13 protein-coding genes and 1 pseudogene are annotated in these 16,382 nt (G+C 71.1%); 8 read left to right on the forward strand and 6 right to left on the reverse strand.

Annotated elements, in window-relative coordinates; translation table 11 throughout:
- On the forward strand, positions 1-1,237 hold a 1,237-nt coding region (locus ACIBJF_RS07525; RefSeq protein WP_399172769.1), incomplete at its 5' end, for a VWA domain-containing protein.
- 144 nt (positions 1,238-1,381) lie between these two features.
- Positions 1,382-3,106, forward strand: a complete 1,725-nt coding sequence (gene metG / locus ACIBJF_RS07530) for a methionine--tRNA ligase (RefSeq protein WP_399172771.1) — start codon at positions 1,382-1,384, stop codon at positions 3,104-3,106.
- Positions 3,107-3,206: 100 nt separating this feature from the next.
- On the opposite strand, the gene ACIBJF_RS07535 is transcribed toward metG, so the two are convergent.
- The gene (locus ACIBJF_RS07535) at positions 3,207-3,554 is read right to left on the reverse strand and encodes a DoxX family protein (protein WP_399172773.1); all 348 of its coding nucleotides are present in this window, start codon (positions 3,552-3,554) and stop codon (positions 3,207-3,209) included.
- A gap of 108 nt (positions 3,555-3,662) precedes the next feature.
- Between ACIBJF_RS07535 and ACIBJF_RS07540 the strand changes: the two genes are divergently transcribed.
- Entirely contained in the window at positions 3,663-4,355 is a 693-nt protein-coding gene (locus ACIBJF_RS07540) for a nucleotidyl transferase AbiEii/AbiGii toxin family protein (protein WP_399172774.1), read from the forward strand.
- Positions 4,356-4,418: 63 nt separating this feature from the next.
- Here ACIBJF_RS07540 and aspS read toward each other — a convergent pair whose 3' ends face one another.
- Positions 4,419-6,182, reverse strand: coding sequence for an aspartate--tRNA ligase (gene aspS / locus ACIBJF_RS07545; protein ID WP_399172775.1), 1,764 nt, complete (start codon positions 6,180-6,182; stop codon positions 4,419-4,421).
- A 175-nt stretch (positions 6,183-6,357) separates the two neighbouring features.
- Between aspS and ACIBJF_RS07550 the strand changes: the two are divergent.
- Positions 6,358-8,493: pseudogene (locus ACIBJF_RS07550) on the forward strand (SpoIIE family protein phosphatase); the annotation flags it as partial.
- On the opposite strand, the gene ACIBJF_RS07555 reads toward ACIBJF_RS07550, so the two are convergent.
- Positions 8,442-9,581: an AI-2E family transporter gene (locus tag ACIBJF_RS07555; protein ID WP_399172776.1), complete on the reverse strand. Its 1,140-nt coding sequence runs from the start codon at positions 9,579-9,581 to the stop codon at positions 8,442-8,444. The pseudogene ACIBJF_RS07550 and the gene ACIBJF_RS07555 overlap by 52 nt on opposite strands.
- A 99-nt stretch (positions 9,582-9,680) precedes the next feature.
- On the opposite strand from ACIBJF_RS07555, the gene ACIBJF_RS07560 reads away from it, so the two are divergent.
- The gene (locus ACIBJF_RS07560; protein WP_399172777.1) at positions 9,681-10,319 is read left to right on the forward strand and encodes a MerR family transcriptional regulator; all 639 of its coding nucleotides are present in this window, start codon (positions 9,681-9,683) and stop codon (positions 10,317-10,319) included.
- Positions 10,320-10,429: 110 nt separating this feature from the next.
- Here ACIBJF_RS07560 and ACIBJF_RS07565 read toward each other — a convergent pair whose 3' ends face one another.
- The 3 genes from ACIBJF_RS07565 to ACIBJF_RS07575 all read right to left on the reverse strand — a co-directional run bounded on the left by ACIBJF_RS07565 (position 10,430) and on the right by ACIBJF_RS07575 (position 12,507).
- Positions 10,430-11,407, reverse strand: coding sequence for a pirin family protein (locus ACIBJF_RS07565; protein WP_399172779.1), 978 nt, complete (start codon positions 11,405-11,407; stop codon positions 10,430-10,432).
- 118 nt (positions 11,408-11,525) lie between these two features.
- Entirely contained in the window at positions 11,526-11,855 is a 330-nt protein-coding gene (locus ACIBJF_RS07570; protein WP_399172780.1) for a hypothetical protein, read from the reverse strand.
- Between the two features lie 178 nt (positions 11,856-12,033).
- Positions 12,034-12,507: an SseB family protein gene (locus tag ACIBJF_RS07575; RefSeq protein WP_228621500.1), complete on the reverse strand. Its 474-nt coding sequence runs from the start codon at positions 12,505-12,507 to the stop codon at positions 12,034-12,036.
- A 324-nt stretch (positions 12,508-12,831) separates the two neighbouring features.
- On the opposite strand from ACIBJF_RS07575, the gene ACIBJF_RS07580 reads away from it, so the two are divergent.
- From ACIBJF_RS07580 to ACIBJF_RS07590, 3 genes are all read left to right on the forward strand, one after another.
- On the forward strand, positions 12,832-14,658 hold the full coding sequence (locus ACIBJF_RS07580; RefSeq protein ID WP_365324453.1) for an acyl-CoA dehydrogenase: 1,827 nt from the start codon (positions 12,832-12,834) through the stop codon (positions 14,656-14,658).
- Between the two features lie 100 nt (positions 14,659-14,758).
- Entirely contained in the window at positions 14,759-16,057 is a 1,299-nt protein-coding gene (locus ACIBJF_RS07585) for a M18 family aminopeptidase (protein ID WP_399172781.1), read from the forward strand.
- A 66-nt stretch (positions 16,058-16,123) separates the two neighbouring features.
- Positions 16,124-16,381, forward strand: a complete 258-nt coding sequence (locus tag ACIBJF_RS07590; protein ID WP_351803049.1) for a hypothetical protein — start codon at positions 16,124-16,126, stop codon at positions 16,379-16,381.
- Position 16,382 lies beyond the last annotated feature (1 nt).

Genomic DNA, 16,382 nt, shown 5'->3' on the forward strand with positions numbered 1-16,382 from the left:
GGCCGAGCCGCAGCCCGCCGAGGACCACACCGAGCCGGAGGCCGAACAGCCGGCCGCGCCCGAGGAGCCGCAGGCCGAGAAGGCAGAGATCGAGGAGCAGACCGAGCCGCAGGCCGAGCAGCCGGCACAGGCCGAGACACAGACCGAGCCGGAGGCCGCGGAGACCGCCGAGGCGGAGAAGACGGCCGAGGGCGACACCACGCCGCAGGCCGAGCCGCAGCCCGCCGAGGACCACACCGAGCCGGAGGCCGAACAGCCGGCCGCGCCCGAGGAGCCGCAGGCCGAGAAGGCAGAGATCGAGGAGGCAGAGGTCGAGGAGCAGACCGAGCCCGAGGCTGAGGCGCAGGAGGCCGTCGAGGCGGTGTCGGTGACGGCGGAGGAGACCGCCGCACCGGCCGACGAGACGACCGCCCCGCAAGCCGCCGACGGCGAGGACGCCCCACAGGGGCCACCCGCAGCCGACGACGAAAGCCGCACGGGTGGTGCGGGTGGGGACACGGACGCCGAAGGCGAAGCCGAGGCGAACGCCGACCCGACCCCCACGCCGGAGGCCCCCGCCACCCCCGCCACCACCCTGGCCAAGGTCAGGTCCCGCACCCCCTCCCTCGCCACCGCCTACAAGGCCGCCACGACCACCCTGAAGAAGAGGGACCTCACCGGCACCCGAGCCAAGGTCTACCTCGTCCTCGACCGCTCCGCGAGCATGCGGCCGTACTACAAGGACGGCTCCGCCCAGGCCCTCGCCGACCAGACCCTCGCCCTCGCCGCCCACCTGGACCCCGAGGCCACCGTCCACACCGTCTTCTTCTCCACGGAGATCGACGGCACCACCGACCTCACCCTCGCCCCGGACCACGAGACGAAGATCGACGACGTCCACGCCGGCCTCGGCCGCATGGGCCGTACCAGCTACCACGCCGCCGTAGAAGCCGTGCTCGCGCACTACGACGAGTACGAGAAGGACACCACCCCCGCCACCCCCGCCCTCGTCGTCTTCCAGACCGACGGCGCCCCGGACGCGAAGACCCCCGCGACCCAGGCACTCACCGCGGCGGCGGACACCCACCCCGCCGTCTTCTTCTCCTTCGTCGCCTTCGGCGAACACGACAACAAGGCCTTCGACTACCTCCGCAAACTGAAGAGCGACAACACGTCGTTCTTCCACGCGGGCCCCACCCCCCGCGAGCTGACCGACGCGGAGCTGTACGAGGGCGTCCTCGCCACCTGGCGCCCGTAACGGACCACGACGGACGGTCACCCTGGGTGACATCCGGGCCGTCCGCTTCCCACCCTGCAAAACGGGAAGCGGGCGGCCCACCCATGTCGGCTACGATTTCAAGGTTCGAAACCGCAGAAAAGCAGCGACCTGGGAGCAGCCACGATGGCTCGACACCTCATCACCAGCGCCCTTCCGTACATCAACGGGATCAAGCACCTGGGCAACATGGTGGGGTCCATGCTCCCGGCGGACGTGTACTCCCGGTATCTGCGCCAGCGCGGTCACGACGTCCTGTACATCTGCGCCACCGACGAGCACGGCACCCCTGCCGAGCTGGCCGCCAAGGAGCAGGGCCTGCCGGTCGACCAGTTCTGCGCCCAGGCGCACGACGCGCAGAAGGCGGTCTACGACGGCTTCGCCCTCGCGTTCGACTACTTCGGCCGCAGCTCCTCCCCCGAGAACCGCGACATCACCCAGCACTTCGCCCGCAAGCTGAACGAGAACGGCTTCATCGAGGAGCGGGCGATCCGCCAGGTCTACAGCCCCGCCGACGGCCGCTTCCTGCCCGACCGCTATGTCGAGGGCACCTGCCCCCACTGCGGCTACGACAAGGCCCGCGGCGACCAGTGCGAGAACTGCACCCGCGTCCTGGACCCGACCGACCTGATCAACCCGCGCTCGGCGATCTCCGGCTCCACGGACCTGGAGGTCCGCGAGACCAAGCACCTCTTCCTCCTCCAGTCCAAGCTGGAGAACGAGGTCCGCGAGTGGGTGGCCCGGCACGACAAGGACTGGCCGCAGCTCGCCTCCTCCATCGCCCACAAGTGGCTCACCGAGGGCCTGCACGACCGCGCGATCACCCGTGACCTGGACTGGGGCGTCCCGGTCCCGGCCGACACCTGGCCGGAGCTGGCCGCCGAGGGCAAGGTCTTCTACGTCTGGTTCGACGCGCCGATCGAGTACATCGGCGCGACGAAGGAGTGGGCGGACCAGGACCCGGAGAACCGGGACTGGAAGTCGTGGTGGTACGACGCGGACTCCGGCGAGAACCCCGTCCGCTACACCGAGTTCATGGCGAAGGACAACGTCCCCTTCCACACCGTCATGTTCCCGGCCACCGAGCTGGGCGTGCGCGAGCCGTGGAAGAAGGTCGACTACGTCAAGGCCTTCAACTGGCTGACGTACTACGGCGGGAAGTTCTCCACCAGCCAGAAGCGCGGTGTCTTCACCGACCAGGCCCTGGACATCCTCCCGGCCGACTACTGGCGCTACTTCCTCGTCGCCAACGCCCCCGAGTCGGACGACTCGTCCTTCACCTGGGAGCACTTCACCGCAACGGTCAACAAGGACCTCGCCGACACTCTCGGCAACTTCGTCAACCGTGTGCTGTCCTTCTCCAAGAAGCGCTTCGGCGAGGAGGTCCCGGCCGGCGGCACCCCCGGCGAGGCCGAGACGAAGCTCGGCGAGCAGATCGCCGAACTCCTCGCCGAGTACGAAGGCCACATGGAGGCGCTCCAGTTCCGCAAGGCCGCCGCGGCCCTGCGCGCCCTGTGGTCGGCGGGCAACTCCTACCTGGAGGAGAAGGCCCCCTGGCTGCAGATCAAGACCGACAAGGACGCCGCGGCCCTCACGCTGCGCACGGCGATGAACCTGATCCACCTGTACGCGGTGGTCTCCGAGCCGCTGATCCCGGCGACGTCCGCCGCCATGCGCCAGGCCTTCTCCCTGCCGGACGACACCGCCACCTGGGTCACCCCCGACGAGGCCAAGGCCCTGGCCTCGGTCCCCGCCGGCACCCCCTTCACGGTCCCGCCGGTCCTCTTCGCCAAGCTGACCGACGAGGACCTGGCGACGTACAAGGAGCGCTTCGGCGGCGAGGAAGGCTGACGAGTCCGACAGCCGCAGCCGGCGACCACCACCGGCGCCGGTGTGCTGAAGTAGCTCAGGCGACGTGGACGGCCCGGGGAGAACGTCTTCCCGGGCCCGCTCAAGAGGCGTGCCCGAGGACGAGCGCGCCGACGACCGGTGCGGCGTAGACGAGCGGGAACGGGATGTGCGCGTACCAGCGTGCCCGCGCCACGGTGACCGCGGCCCCGAGGAAGTAGGCCACCAGCCCGATCCCGGCCAGCACCCCGACCACCGGCACGAACAGCCCGGCCACCAGCCCGACGGCCCCGGCGGTCTTGGCCAGCCCCAGCGCCGTCCACCAACTGCGCGGCACCGCGTAGTCGGTGAGCGCCTGCACGATCCAGTCGGCCCGCATCAGCAGCACGGCCCCGGAGAACCCGGCCATCAGCGCGGCGAGCAGGGTGACGACGACGTAGGCGATGTGCATGAGAGGCTCCCGTGGAGAGGTGATCCGGCTGCGGACGCCTCTCTGACACCGGCGCTCGCGGGCGTGTGACAGGGAGCCGGAAAAAATCTCTGGCAAAGTACCGGTGTCGTGAACCTCCCCGAATCCCACCACCGGCTCCTCGCCGACGTCGTCACCGCCGGCGGCCCCCACGGGCTGGTGCTCGCCGGCGGATACGCCCTGCAGGCGCACGGCCTGGTGCAACGCCCCCACGCGAACCTCGACTTCGCCACGGAGAGCGCCGAGGCCATGGACCGGATCGCCGGTGCCCTCGGTACGGCCCTGGAGGCGCGGGGCTGGCAGGTGCGCCTGGGGCCCGCGGGCATGCTCACCGCCCAGCTGACCGTCACCGACCCGCCGACCGGTGAACCCTGCGCCCTCGCGCTGCACAAGGAGGCCTTCTGGCAGCCGCCGGCGCTCACCGGGTACGGGCCGGCCCTGTCCCTGGAGGACGCCGTCGGAACGAAGATCCGGGCCCTGTACGACCGGGGCGCAGCCGTCGACCTGATCGACGCGCGGGCCGCCGCGGCCCGGTTCTCCCTGCCGGACCTGGAGGAACTGGGCCGCCGGCACGCCCACGACCCCTTCGACCTGCCGACCCTGCAGTCCCGGCTGACGGGCACGGACTTCTACTCCGACCGGGACTTCGTCCGGTACGGCCTGGACGAGGCCGAGGTCACCGGCCTGCGCGCCTGGGCCCAGCAGTGGTCCGACGACATCGCCGAACGGCTGCTGGAGGACGGCGCGTCGCCGGACGCGGAGGACGCCGAGGACGGGGACTGACGAGGGAGAGGCCCGGAACCCCACGCCGGGGTTCCGGGCCTCTCCCGTGAAACCTCTGCCGTGCTACTTCGGCTGCGGCTTCCTGATGTTCAGGTGCAGCTCGCGCAGGCGGGCCTCCTCCAGCTCGGTCGGGGCGCCCATCATCAGGTCCTGGGCGTTGCCGTTGAGCGGGAAGGCGATCGTCTCGCGGATGTTGGGCTCGTCCGCGAGGAGCATGACGATGCGGTCCACGCCGGGGGCGATGCCGCCGTGCGGCGGGGCGCCGAAGCGGAACGCGCGGAGCATGCCCGCGAACTTCTCCTCGACGGTCTCGCGGTCGTAGCCCGCGATCTCGAAGGCCTTGAGCATGATCTCCGGGTCGTGGTTCCGGATGGCGCCGGAGGACAGCTCGACACCGTTGCAGACGATGTCGTACTGCCAGCCCAGGATGTCCAGCGGGTCCTGGGTCTGAAGGGCCTCCAGACCGCCCTGCGGCATGGAGAAGGGGTTGTGCGAGAAGTCGATCGCGCCGGTCTCCTCGTCCTTCTCGTACATCGGGAAGTCGACGATCCAGCAGAAGCGGAACACGCCCTCCTCGAAGTGGCCGGCGCGGCGAGCCGCCTCCACCCGTACCGCGCCCATGATCTTGGAGACCTCGTCGAACTCGCCCGCGCCGAAGAAGACCGCGTGGCCGGGGGCCAGGGACAGGCGCTTGGTCAGCTCGGCGACGTTGTCCTCGGTGAGGAACTTCGCGATGGGGCCGGACAGCGCGCCGTCCTCGCCGACGCGGACCCAGGCCAGGCCCTTGGCGCCCAGCGAGACGGCGAACTCGCCGAGCTGGTCGAAGAACTTGCGCGGCTGGTCCTGGACGGCCGGGACGGGCAGCGCGCGCACGTGCTTGCCGGCGAACGCCTTGAACTCCGAGCCCTCGAAGACATCGGTGATGTCGACCAGCTCCAGCTTGGCGCGCAGGTCCGGCTTGTCGGAGCCGTACTTCAGCATCGCCTCGCGGAACGGGATCCGCGGGAAGGGGGAGGTGACGTGGCGGCCGTTGCCGAACTCCTCGAACAGCTCGGTCATCAGCTTCTCGACCGGCTGGAAGATGTCCTCCTGCTCGACGAAGGACATCTCGATGTCGAGCTGGTAGAACTCGCCCGGCGAGCGGTCGGCGCGGGCGTCCTCGTCGCGGAAGCAGGGCGCGATCTGGAAGTAGCGGTCGAAGCCGGAGATCATCAGCAGCTGCTTGAACTGCTGCGGGGCCTGCGGCAGCGCGTAGAACTTGCCGGGGTGCAGGCGCGAGGGGACCACGAAGTCACGCGCGCCCTCGGGGGAGGTGGCGGACAGGATCGGGGTGGCCATCTCGTTGAAGCCCATCGCCGTCATCTTGTGGCGCATCGCCGAGATGACCGCCGTGCGCAGCATGATGTTGCGGTGCATGCGCTCGCGGCGCAGGTCCAGGAAGCGGTACTCCAGGCGCCGCTCCTCGTTGACCCCGTCCTCGGTGTTGATCGTGAACGGCAGCGGCGCGGCGGCGCCCAGCAGCTCGACCTCGGCCACCTCGACCTCGACCTCGCCGGTGGGCAGGTCGGAGTTGATGTTCTCGGTTCCACGTGAAACAACGCGGCCGTCGACGCGGACCGTGGACTCCTTGGAGAGCTTGTCCAGGGCCTCGTACGCGGGCGTGCCGGGGCGGGCCACCAGCTGCGTGATGCCGTAGTGATCGCGCAGATCGATGAAGAGGATGCCGCCCAGGTCGCGCCGATTGTGCAGCCAGCCACTGAGCCGGACGTCGGTGCCGACGTCAGAGGCGCGGAGCTGGCCGCAGGTGTGGGACCTGTACCGATGCATCGTCGTTCATCGTCCTTCGTGTGTGGGTCTGCGGGGGAGGGGTGCTCTCCCCGGCGAGAACGGGCACGGGGCCCGGACCCATCAAGGGTACCGGGCACCCCAAGATCGGCTCCCCACCATTACCGTTCGGTCACCTAGGTGGCATCCACCGGTCATATGTTCCTAAAGTGGGGCGATGCGTACTGGCGAGCCCCTCCCGTCCGTCGGAGACGTCCTCGCCGCCCTCGCGACCGGGCTGTGGCACTGGGACACGGCCGCCAAACTGGTCACCGTGGACGCGGAGGCGGCGCGGCTGCTCGGGCTGCCCGCGGAGCCGACCACCCTCACGGAGGTCCAGACCCGGGCCCGGCTGCACCCCGAGGACTGGAACGAGATCACCGGTGTGGTCCCGCTGGCGGTCGACGAGGGCACGCTCGCCGAGGTGCGCATCCGGATCATGGACGAGCAGGGCAACGTCCTGCGGGTCGTGCGCAGCCGGTCCAAGCCGTCCTTCGATCCCGAGCGGCGGGCGTACGAGCTGATCGGCACCCTCCAGGAGGTCACCGAGCCGACCCCGGGCACCCGGGCCGCCCGCAGCGCGGTCACCGGCGACTGGCGGCGCTCGCGGGAGGCGTTCCTGCTGGACGCGGGCCGGGCGCTGGCCGAGGCGCGGTCCACGGCCGAGGTGCTGCGGGTGGCCGGCGGCCTGTCGATGCCCGGGTTCTCCCCGGACGGGCTCGTGGTGTTCGGGGTGGAGGGCGACCGGCTGACGATCACCGGCCAGCACGGGCACCAGCCCGGCGACATGAACCCCTTCTCGGACATGCCGCTGACCACCGACTATCCGGCGGCCGAGGTCGTCCGCACAGGCCGCGCGGTGTATCTGTCCTCCCCCCAGGAGTACAAGGCCCGCTACCCGGCGACCTGGCCGCTGGCCCGGCACTTCGGCCGCCGCTCGTGGGCCTTCCTGCCGCTGACCGCGGCCGGACGCCCGATGGGCGCCTGGATGGCGGCCTTCGCCTATCCGGTGGCGTTCACGCCCGACGAACGGGCCGTGCTGACGACGGTGGCCCGGATGCTCGCCCAGGCCCTGTCCCGGGCCGGCGCCGAGGAGTCCGAGCGGGAGCTCACCGAGGGCCTGCAGCGCTCCATGCTGCCCTCGCTCGGCCCGGAGATCCCCGGCATGCAGGTGGCCGCCCGGTACATCCCGACCGGCGGCGGACTCCAGGTCGGCGGCGACTGGTACGACATGATCCCGCTGCCCTCCGGCCGCTTCGCGCTGGCCATGGGCGACGTCCAGGGCCATGACGTACGGGCCGCGGGCCTCATGGGCCAGCTGCGCATCGCCCTGCGCGCCTACGCCTCCGAGGGCCACCGCCCGGACGCCGTGCTCACCCGCGCCTCCCGGTTCCTGCACGGCATCACCCACGACGACCAGATGACCGACATCCGCTTCGCGACCTGCGTGTACGTGGAGGCCGACCCGGCCACCGGGATGCTGGAGATCGCCCGCGCAGGGCACCCGGACCCGGCGATCCGGATGGCCGACGGCACGGTGATGATGCGGCCGACGGCGGGCGGGCTGCCGCTGGGCGTGGACCCGGACGCGGACTATCCGACGACCCGGTTCGCCCTGGAACCCGGCGAGACGCTGATGCTCTGCACCGACGGCCTGATCGAGACCGGCGGGCACGACCTGGACACCGGCTGGCGCAGGCTGCGCACGATCCTGGAAGAGCACCCGGGGGACGACGGGGTCGAGCTGGAGTCGCTGGCCGACGCGCTGGTGCAGGGTGTGCACGGGCCGTCCTCGCACCACACCACCGGTCCCCTGGCCGACCGCCGCGAGGACGACATCGCACTGCTTCTGCTGGGCAGGCCGCTGGACGGCGCCGGACGCCCCGCGAGACGGCGCACCCTGCTGTCGGTGGCGCAGGACGAGCCGGACCGGATCGCCGAGGCCCGCCGGCACCTGCGCGAGCTGCTGCACGACTGGGCCTCGCCCGAGCAGATCGACTCGGCGGTGCTGCTGGTCTCCGAGATGGTCACCAACGTCCTGGTCCACACCGACACCGACGCGCTGCTGCTCGCCGAGGTGACCGGCAAGGCGGGTGCGCGCGGGCTGCGGGTGGAGGTCACCGACGCGGGCGACGACCTCCCGCACAAGCGCCGCCCCGGCGAGCTGGCGTCCTCGGGCCGCGGCCTGATGCTGATCGAGCTCCTGGCGGACGCCTGGGGGGTGAACCCGCGGGGCGAGGGCAAGAGCATCTGGTTCGAGCTCTACGAGTCGGGGGGTGCGTCCGGGGGCGTGTCCGAGGGGCGTGCGGCGGAAGGCGATGCGTCGGTGGACGCCGGGCCGGAAGGTGCCGCGGTGGAGGGCGCCGAGTCGGAGGGCGCCGCGTAACGCGCCCGCAGCTCCTGTACGACACCGAAGGCGGCCGCGGTCAGCGGCACCGCGAGCAGCATCCCGAGGATCCCCGCGACGGACGCCCCCGCGGTGATGGCGAGCATCACCGCCGCCGGGTGCATCTGCACGGTCCGGCTCTGGATGGCCGGCTGCAGCACATGCCCTTCCAGCACCTGCACGGCGAGCACGAGCCCGAGCGCCCACAGCGCGATGACGAAACCGCGGTCGGCGAGCGCGACCAGGACGGCCACCGCGCCGGAGATGAAGGCGCCGAGATAGGGGATGTAGGCGCCGACGAAGACGAGCGCGCCGAGCCCGACCGCGCCGGGCACCTGGAGGATCAGCAGGCCGACGGTGATGCACACGGCGTCGATGAGCGCGATGAGGGTCGTCCCGCGCATGAACCCCTCGACCGCCTCGAAGGCGCGCCGGGCGACGGCCTCCAGGGTGTCGGCGGTGCCGCCGGGCGCCACGGCCCGCAGGACCTCCACGGCCCGGTGGGAGTCGCGCAGGAAGAAGAAGACGAGCAGCAGCGCGAGCACGGCCATGGCGAGGGACTCGCCGACGACGCTGACCCCGCTGATGACGTTGGACGCGGCCGTGCTCCCGAACCTGCTCAGCAGCTTGCGCGAGTTCGCGGCGAGGTCGTCGAGACCGGTGCCGGCCGCCCCGAAGTGCCGGGCGACCGCCTTGGCGGCGTCCCGCAGCGAGGCGATGATCTCGTCGCCCGTGTCGATGAGCGCGGCGACGACGATGTACACGGCACCGCCGACGACGGCCACGACGGCGACACAGGTGAGCCCGGCCGCCACCGACGCCTGCACCCCGGTCCGCACGAGCCGCCGGTGCAACGGGCCGAGCAGCGCGGTGCCGAGCAGGGCGAGCAGCACCGGGGTGACGGCGGTACGGAACTCCCCGCACAGCCGCACCCCGACCCAGCCCACCCCGGCGACGAGCAGCAGCACTGCGCACCAGGCGGCGAGGCGTCGAACGGGGTCGGGCAACAGCTGCACACGTCCAGCGGATCATGGGCGCCGACGGGTGTCCTGCCGCACGGGGCCGGGCGGGTGAGGTGCGGCTCCGGCGGGCCGGGAGGCTCGTATCCTCGCCCCATGCGTATCGGAGAGCTGGCGCAGCGCACGGGAGTCCCGGTTCCGACGATCAAGTACTACGCACGGGAGGGCCTGCTGCCGCCCGGCGTGCGCACCAGCCCCAACCAGGTCCGGTACGACGACACACACGTGCACAGGCTCAAGCTGATCCGGGCGATGCTGGAGGTCGGCGGCATGTCCGTGACCGCGGTCGGACAGGTGCTCGCCCGGATGGACGCCCCGGACCGCACCGTCCACGGGATGCTCGGCGGCGCCGCCCGGCCCGCCGTCAGCCGGGCCGCCGCGGAACGGGGCACCCCGCGGGACCGCGAGCGGGCCGAGGCGGACGCGGCCGAGCTGGTGCGCCGGCACGGCTGGCGGGTGGAGCCGGAGAACCTCGGCTGGGTGGCGCTGGTCCAGCTCATCCTGACGTACCGCGATCTGGAGCGGGAGGATCTGCTGGCGCTGCTCGACGAGTACGCCTCGGCGGCCGGCCGGCTCGCCGGGGCCGAACTGGCCACGGTGGCCCGGGTGCCGACCGCGGACGGCAAGGTCGAGGCCGTGGTGCTGGGCACGGTGCTGGGCGACGCCGCGATGGCCGCGCTGCGCCGGATCGCCCAGGAGGACGCCTCGAGCAGGACGCCGGTGCCCTCGGCCTAGCGCCGGCTCCCGGCCGGCCTCTTCGGCCGACCGACTCGGATCAGGGGCGGGTACAGGCCCGGGGGGCCAGGGGGCACTGCCCCCTGGTACCCGTACCGGTACCGACGCCGTCAGGCCTGCGGGCCCTCGCCGGTCATGCCGTGCACCGCGGGAATCGTCCCCAGCCGCCCCTTCTGGAAGTCCTCGAACGCCTGCATCAGCTCGTCCTTGGTGTTCATGACGAACGGCCCGTAGTGCGCCATGGGCTCACGGATCGGCTGCCCGCCGAGCAGGACGACCTCCAGGTCCGGCGTGTGGGAGTCCTGCTTCTCGTCCGCGCGGACGGTCAGCGAGGACCCGGCGCCGAACACCGCGGTCTGGCCGAGGTGGATCGGCCGGCGCTCCGCACCGACGCTGCCGCGGCCCGCGAGGACGTAGGCCAGCCCGTTGAAGTCCTCCCGCCAGGGCAGGGTGACCTCGGCGCCCGGGGCGACGGTCGCGTGGATCATCGTGATCGGGGTGTGCGTGATGCCGGGACCCTTGTGGCCGTCCAGCTCACCCGCGATGACGCGCAGCAGCGCACCGCCGTCCGGGGACGTCACCAGCTGGACGCTGCCGCCGCGGATGTCCTGGTAGCGCGGGGCCATCATCTTGTCCTTGGCCGGGAGGTTCACCCACAGCTGCAGGCCGTGGAAGAGACCGCCCGACACGACCAGGGACTCCGGCGGCGCCTCGATGTGGAGGAGGCCCGAGCCCGCGGTCATCCACTGGGTGTCGCCGTTGGTGATGGTGCCGCCACCGCCGTTGGAGTCCTGGTGGTCGAAGACGCCGTCGATGATGTAGGTGACGGTCTCGAAGCCGCGGTGCGGGTGCCAGGGGGTGCCCTTGGGCTCGCCCGGCGCGTACTCCACCTCGCCCATCTGGTCCATCATGATGAACGGGTCGAGGTGGCGGTAGTGGATCCCCGCGAACGCCCGGCGCACCGGGAAGCCCTCGCCCTCGAACCCGCTCGGAGCGTTCGCGACGGCCAGCACCGGACGCGCCACGGCGTCGGCGGGAGCGGTCACACGGGGCAGCGTCAACGGGTTCTCGACGGTCACTGCAGGCATGGTCGGTACCTCCTTGTGCACTCACTTTAGTTGAGCGTTGAACTTTCTGCCACCCCCAACGGAACGAGCCCGGAGGGAATTCCCTCCGGGCTCCAGGCGACGTCGGCTCCCGCACGGGTCAGGAGAAGGCGAACGTCACGGCGATCACGCCCGCCCCTGCAGCGCCCACCCGAACCGGAATCCCGAACACCAGCAGCAGGACGGCGCCGAAGACGAACATCCCCGCGGTACCGGTTCCGGCCTGACTGCTCCCGTCGGGGTCCGCGGGGTCGTACAGGATCCGCACCCATGCGGCACCGCCGGTATCGACGCCGACGCACTCGCGGCGCGTCCCGCGCGCGTCGGTGTAGGAGTACACCCAGCGCGTCAGGGGGCCGTCGTCGGTACCGATCTCACGGGACGACTCCAGCCGCCCCTCCGCCGCGACCCCCGTGTGCGCAGCACCCACACCGCCCGCACCAGCCGCAAGCCGCCCCGCGTGGCCAGACAGCCGCAGGCGACCAGACCGGGAACGCAGAGCCAGATCACGAAAGGCGCCCACCCCCAGGCGACCCCCAGCGCCCCGCCGTCAGCGCGAAGACCCCGCCGTCGGCCCACCACAGCCGCCGTCCGCGCGGCAAGGACGGCTAGCCGTACATCCGCCGCATGGCGAAGTCGACCATCTGCTCGACCGCCTTCGCGTCGAAGACCATCCGGTGCTCGCCCTCCATGTCCAGGACGAAGCCGTAGCCGGTGGGCAGCAGGTCGATCACCTCGGCGCCGGTGATCACGAAGTACTTGGACTCCTTGCCCGCGTACCGGCGCAGCTCCTTGAGCGAGGTGAACATCGGGATCACCGGCTGTTGGGTGTTGTGCAGGGCGAGGAAGCCGGGGGTGTCGCCGCGCGGGCAGTACACCTTCGACGTGGCGAAGATCTGCTGGAAGTCCTCGGCGGACATCTGCCCGGTGGTGAAGGCCCGCACCGCGTCCGCGAGGGAGGGCGGGGACGGCTCCGGGTAGAGCGGCGGCTGCTGGCCGTACCCGCCGACACCGCCCGGCATCTGCTGCTGCGGCGGGGCGTACTGCTGCTGAGCGCCAACGTTCTGGTCGTAGCCGTACATGGGCGCAAGAGTACCGAGGGAGGGGGTGGAGCGGGTGCCGGAGTCGCCTGTGCGGCGAGCACGGGGGATCGCCGCGAGTGAGGGGCGAGTTGACGGCCCGGTACCGCGTGATCGGGGATACCGGGCGGTCACCTGTCTTTCGCCGGACCCCCTCGGCGGTGGGCGGCCCCGCTCACCAGCGCCGCGGAGTAGACCCTTCTCACACTTGCCGGGGCAGGGGTTGCTTCTTATTACCGGCGGGTAGCATCATCGGAGCTACTTGTTGGTACGTGAACTAGCTGCGAGGAGCCAGTGCCTCGCCGATCCCTCTACGGAGCCGTGACCATGGGGCACTACAAGTCGAATCTCCGCGACATCGAGTTCAACCTCTTCGAAGTGCTGGGGCGCGACAAGGTGTACGGCACCGGCCCGTTCGAGGAGATGGACGTCGACACCGCCAAGAGCGTCCTGGAGGAGCTGACCCGCCTCTCGGAGAACGAGCTGGCCGAGTCCTTCGCCGACGCCGACCGCAACCCGCCGGTCTTCGACCCCGAGACCAACACCGCGCCGGTCCCGGCGTCCTTCAAGAAGAGCTACCAGGCCTTCATGGACTCCGAGTACTGGCGGCTCGGCCTGCCCGAGGAGATCGGCGGCACCACCTCGCCGCGCTCCCTGATCTGGGCCTACGCCGAGCTGATCCTGGGTGCCAACCCGGCCGTGTGGATGTACTCCTCGGGTCCGGCGTTCGCCGGCATCCTCTTCGAGGAGGGCAACGAGGTCCAGAAGCACATCGCCAAGATCGCGGTCGAGAAGCAGTGGGGCTCCACGATGGTGCTCACCGAGCCCGACGCGGGCTCCGACGTGGGCGCCGGCCGTACCAAGGCGATCCAGCAGGAGGACGGCTCCTGGCACATCGAGGGCGTGAAGCGCTTCATCACCTCCGGTGAGCACGACATGTCCGAGAACATCCTCCACTACGTGCTCGCGCGGCCGGAGGGCGCCGGTCCGGGCACCAAGGGCCTGTCCCTCTTCCTCGTGCCGAAGTACGAGTTCGACTTCGAGACCGGCGAGCTGGGCGAGCGCAACGGCGTCTACGCCACCAACGTCGAGCACAAGATGGGCCTGAAGGCCTCCAACACCTGCGAGATGACCTTCGGCGACCAGCACCCCGCCAAGGGCTGGCTCATCGGTGACAAGCACGACGGCATCCGCCAGATGTTCCGCATCATCGAGTTCGCCCGCATGATGGTCGGCACGAAGGCGATCTCCACGCTGTCCACCGGCTACCTGAACGCGCTGGAGTACGCCAAGGAGCGCGTCCAGGGCCCGGACCTGGCCAACTTCATGGACAAGTCCGCGCCCAAGGTCACCATCACCCACCACCCGGACGTGCGCCGCTCGCTGATGACGCAGAAGGCGTACGCCGAGGGCATGCGCGCCCTGGTGCTGTACACCGCCTCGATCCAGGACGCGATCCAGATCAAGGAGGCGGCCGGCGAGGACGCCTCCGCCGAGCACGCCCTGAACGACCTGCTGCTGCCGATCGTCAAGGGCTACGGCTCCGAGAAGGGCTACGAGCAGCTCGCCCAGTCGCTGCAGACCTTCGGCGGCTCCGGCTTCCTGCAGGAGTACCCGATCGAGCAGTACATCCGGGACTCCAAGATCGACACCCTGTACGAGGGCACCACCGCGATCCAGGGCCAGGACTTCTTCTTCCGGAAGATCGTCCGCAACCAGGGCGCCGCGCTGAACTCCCTCGCCGAGGACATCAAGAAGTTCCTGGCGCTCGGCACCGGCGGCGAGGAGCTGGCGGGCGCCCGTGAGCACTTGGCCAAGGCCGCCGTGGAGCTGGAGGCGATCGTCGGCCTGATGCTGACCGACCTCGCCGCCACCGAGCAGGACACCAAGAACATCTACAAGGTGGGCCTGAACACCACCCGCCTGCTCATGGCCTCCGGTGACGTCGTCGTCGGCTACCTGCTGCTCAAGGGCGCCGCGATCGCCGCCGAGAAGCTGGCCACCGCCTCCGCCAAGGACAAGGCCTTCTACACCGGAAAGATCGCCGCGGCGAGGTTCTTCGCGGCGAACGTCCTGCCGGGCGTCACCCTCGCCCGCAAGGTCGCCTCCGGTGTCGAGCTGGACCTGATGGAGCTGGACGAGGCCGCGTTCTAGCAGGTACCTGCCGGCCGTTCCGGCACGTACGTACGGATTCCCTGTGCGGGCCCGCTCCCTTTCCGGGAGCGGGCCCGTGCACGTCGTTAAGGTGAACCCCATGAGCGCACCAGCCCGCTTCGACCGCGGCCACACCGACGACCTCATGTCCTTCCTGGCGGCGAGCCCGTCGCCGTACCACGCCGTGGCGAACACCGCCGAGCGGCTGGAGAAGGCGGGCTTCCGTCAGGTCGCCGAGACGGACGCCTGGGACGGGACGAGCGGCGGCAAGTTCGTGCTGCGCGGCGGCGCGATCGTCGCCTGGTACGTCCCCGAGGGCGCCGAGGCGCACACGCCGTTCCACATCGTCGGCGCACACACCGACTCCCCGAACCTGCGCATCAAGCCGCGGCCCGACAGCGGGGCGCACGGCTGGCGGCAGGTGGCCGTCGAGATCTACGGCGGCCCGCTGATGAACTCCTGGCTGGACCGCGACCTCGGCCTGGCCGGCCGGCTGAGCCTGCGCGACGGCTCCTCGGTCCTGGTCAACGTGGACCGGCCGCTGCTGCGCGTGCCCCAGCTCGCCATCCACCTGGACCGCTCGGTCAGCACCGAGGGGCTCAAGCTCGACAAGCAGCGTCATCTGCAGCCGGTCTGGGGCCTGGGCGACGATGTGCGCGACGGCGACCTGATCGCCTTCCTGGAGCAGGAGGCGGGGCTCGCGGCCGGCTCGGTCACCGGCTGGGACCTGATGACGCATCCGGTGGAGCCCCCGGCCTACCTGGGTCGCGACCGGGACCTGGTCGCCGGTCCGCGCATGGACAACCTGCTGTCGGTGCACGCCGGCGCCGCCGCCCTGGCCGCCGTGGCGACCTCGGGCGCCCCGCTCGCCCGTATCCCCGTGCTGGCCGCCTTCGACCACGAGGAGAACGGCTCCCAGTCGGACTCCGGCGCGGACGGCCCGCTGCTCGGCAGCGTGCTGGAGCGCTCGGTCTTCGCCCGCGGCGGCTCCTACGAGGACCGGGCCCGCGCCTTCGCCGGCACGGTGTGCCTGTCCTCCGACACGGGCCACGCCGTCCACCCCAACTACGCCGAGCGGCACGACCCGACGCACCACCCCCGGGTCAACGGCGGCCCGATCCTCAAGGTCAACGTCAACAACCGCTACGCCACGGACGGTTCGGGCCGCGCGATCTTCGCGGCGGCCTGCGAGAAGGCCGACGTCCCCTTCCAGTCGTTCGTCTCCAACAACTCCATGCCCTGCGGCACGACGATCGGCCCCATCACCGCGGCCCGGCACGGCATCCGGACCGTGGACATCGGCGTGGCGATCCTCTCCATGCACAGCGTGCGTGAACTGTGCGGCGCCGACGACCCGTTCCTGCTGGCGAACGCCCTGACGGCCTTTCTGGAGGGCTAGCCGGGACCTCGCCGGGTACCCGTCCGGGACCGGAGATTCCGGCACCGGAAGGGGAGGCGAGGTCTCATGGGGCTCGGCGGATGCATCATCCTCATAGCCGTGGGAGCCATCCTCACATTCGCGACGGACTGGCACATGCGCGGCGTGAACCTCGACGTCGTCGGCGTGATCCTGATGGCCGTGGGCCTGATCGGCGTCGCGACGTTCAGCGGGATCGCACGGCGCCGGCGGGTCGTGGTCCCGCCGACGCCGGTGGTGGAGGAGGAACCGCACCATCACCACCGCTACCGCGACGACGGCTACACCGACGGGTACGGCGTCTGAC

The organism is Streptomyces sp. NPDC050743, from assembly GCF_044456925.1.
Classification (GTDB): domain Bacteria; phylum Actinomycetota; class Actinomycetes; order Streptomycetales; family Streptomycetaceae; genus Streptomyces.

What these genes read in the sequence shown, in the direction of transcription:
- metG (WP_399172771.1), top strand. Translation starts at nt 1,382, where the DNA reads ATGGCTCGACACCTCATCACCAGCGCCCTTCCGTACATCAACGGGATC.
- ACIBJF_RS07535 (WP_399172773.1), bottom strand. Translation starts at nt 3,554, where the DNA reads ATGCACATCGCCTACGTCGTCGTCACCCTGCTCGCCGCGCTGATGGCC.
- aspS (WP_399172775.1), bottom strand. Translation starts at nt 6,182, where the DNA reads ATGCATCGGTACAGGTCCCACACCTGCGGCCAGCTCCGCGCCTCTGAC.
- ACIBJF_RS07560 (WP_399172777.1), top strand. Translation starts at nt 9,681, where the DNA reads ATGCGTATCGGAGAGCTGGCGCAGCGCACGGGAGTCCCGGTTCCGACG.
- ACIBJF_RS07565 (WP_399172779.1), bottom strand. Translation starts at nt 11,407, where the DNA reads ATGCCTGCAGTGACCGTCGAGAACCCGTTGACGCTGCCCCGTGTGACC.
- ACIBJF_RS07575 (WP_228621500.1), bottom strand. Translation starts at nt 12,507, where the DNA reads ATGTACGGCTACGACCAGAACGTTGGCGCTCAGCAGCAGTACGCCCCG.
- ACIBJF_RS07580 (WP_365324453.1), top strand. Translation starts at nt 12,832, where the DNA reads ATGGGGCACTACAAGTCGAATCTCCGCGACATCGAGTTCAACCTCTTC.
- ACIBJF_RS07585 (WP_399172781.1), top strand. Translation starts at nt 14,759, where the DNA reads ATGAGCGCACCAGCCCGCTTCGACCGCGGCCACACCGACGACCTCATG.
- ACIBJF_RS07590 (WP_351803049.1), top strand. Translation starts at nt 16,124, where the DNA reads ATGGGGCTCGGCGGATGCATCATCCTCATAGCCGTGGGAGCCATCCTC.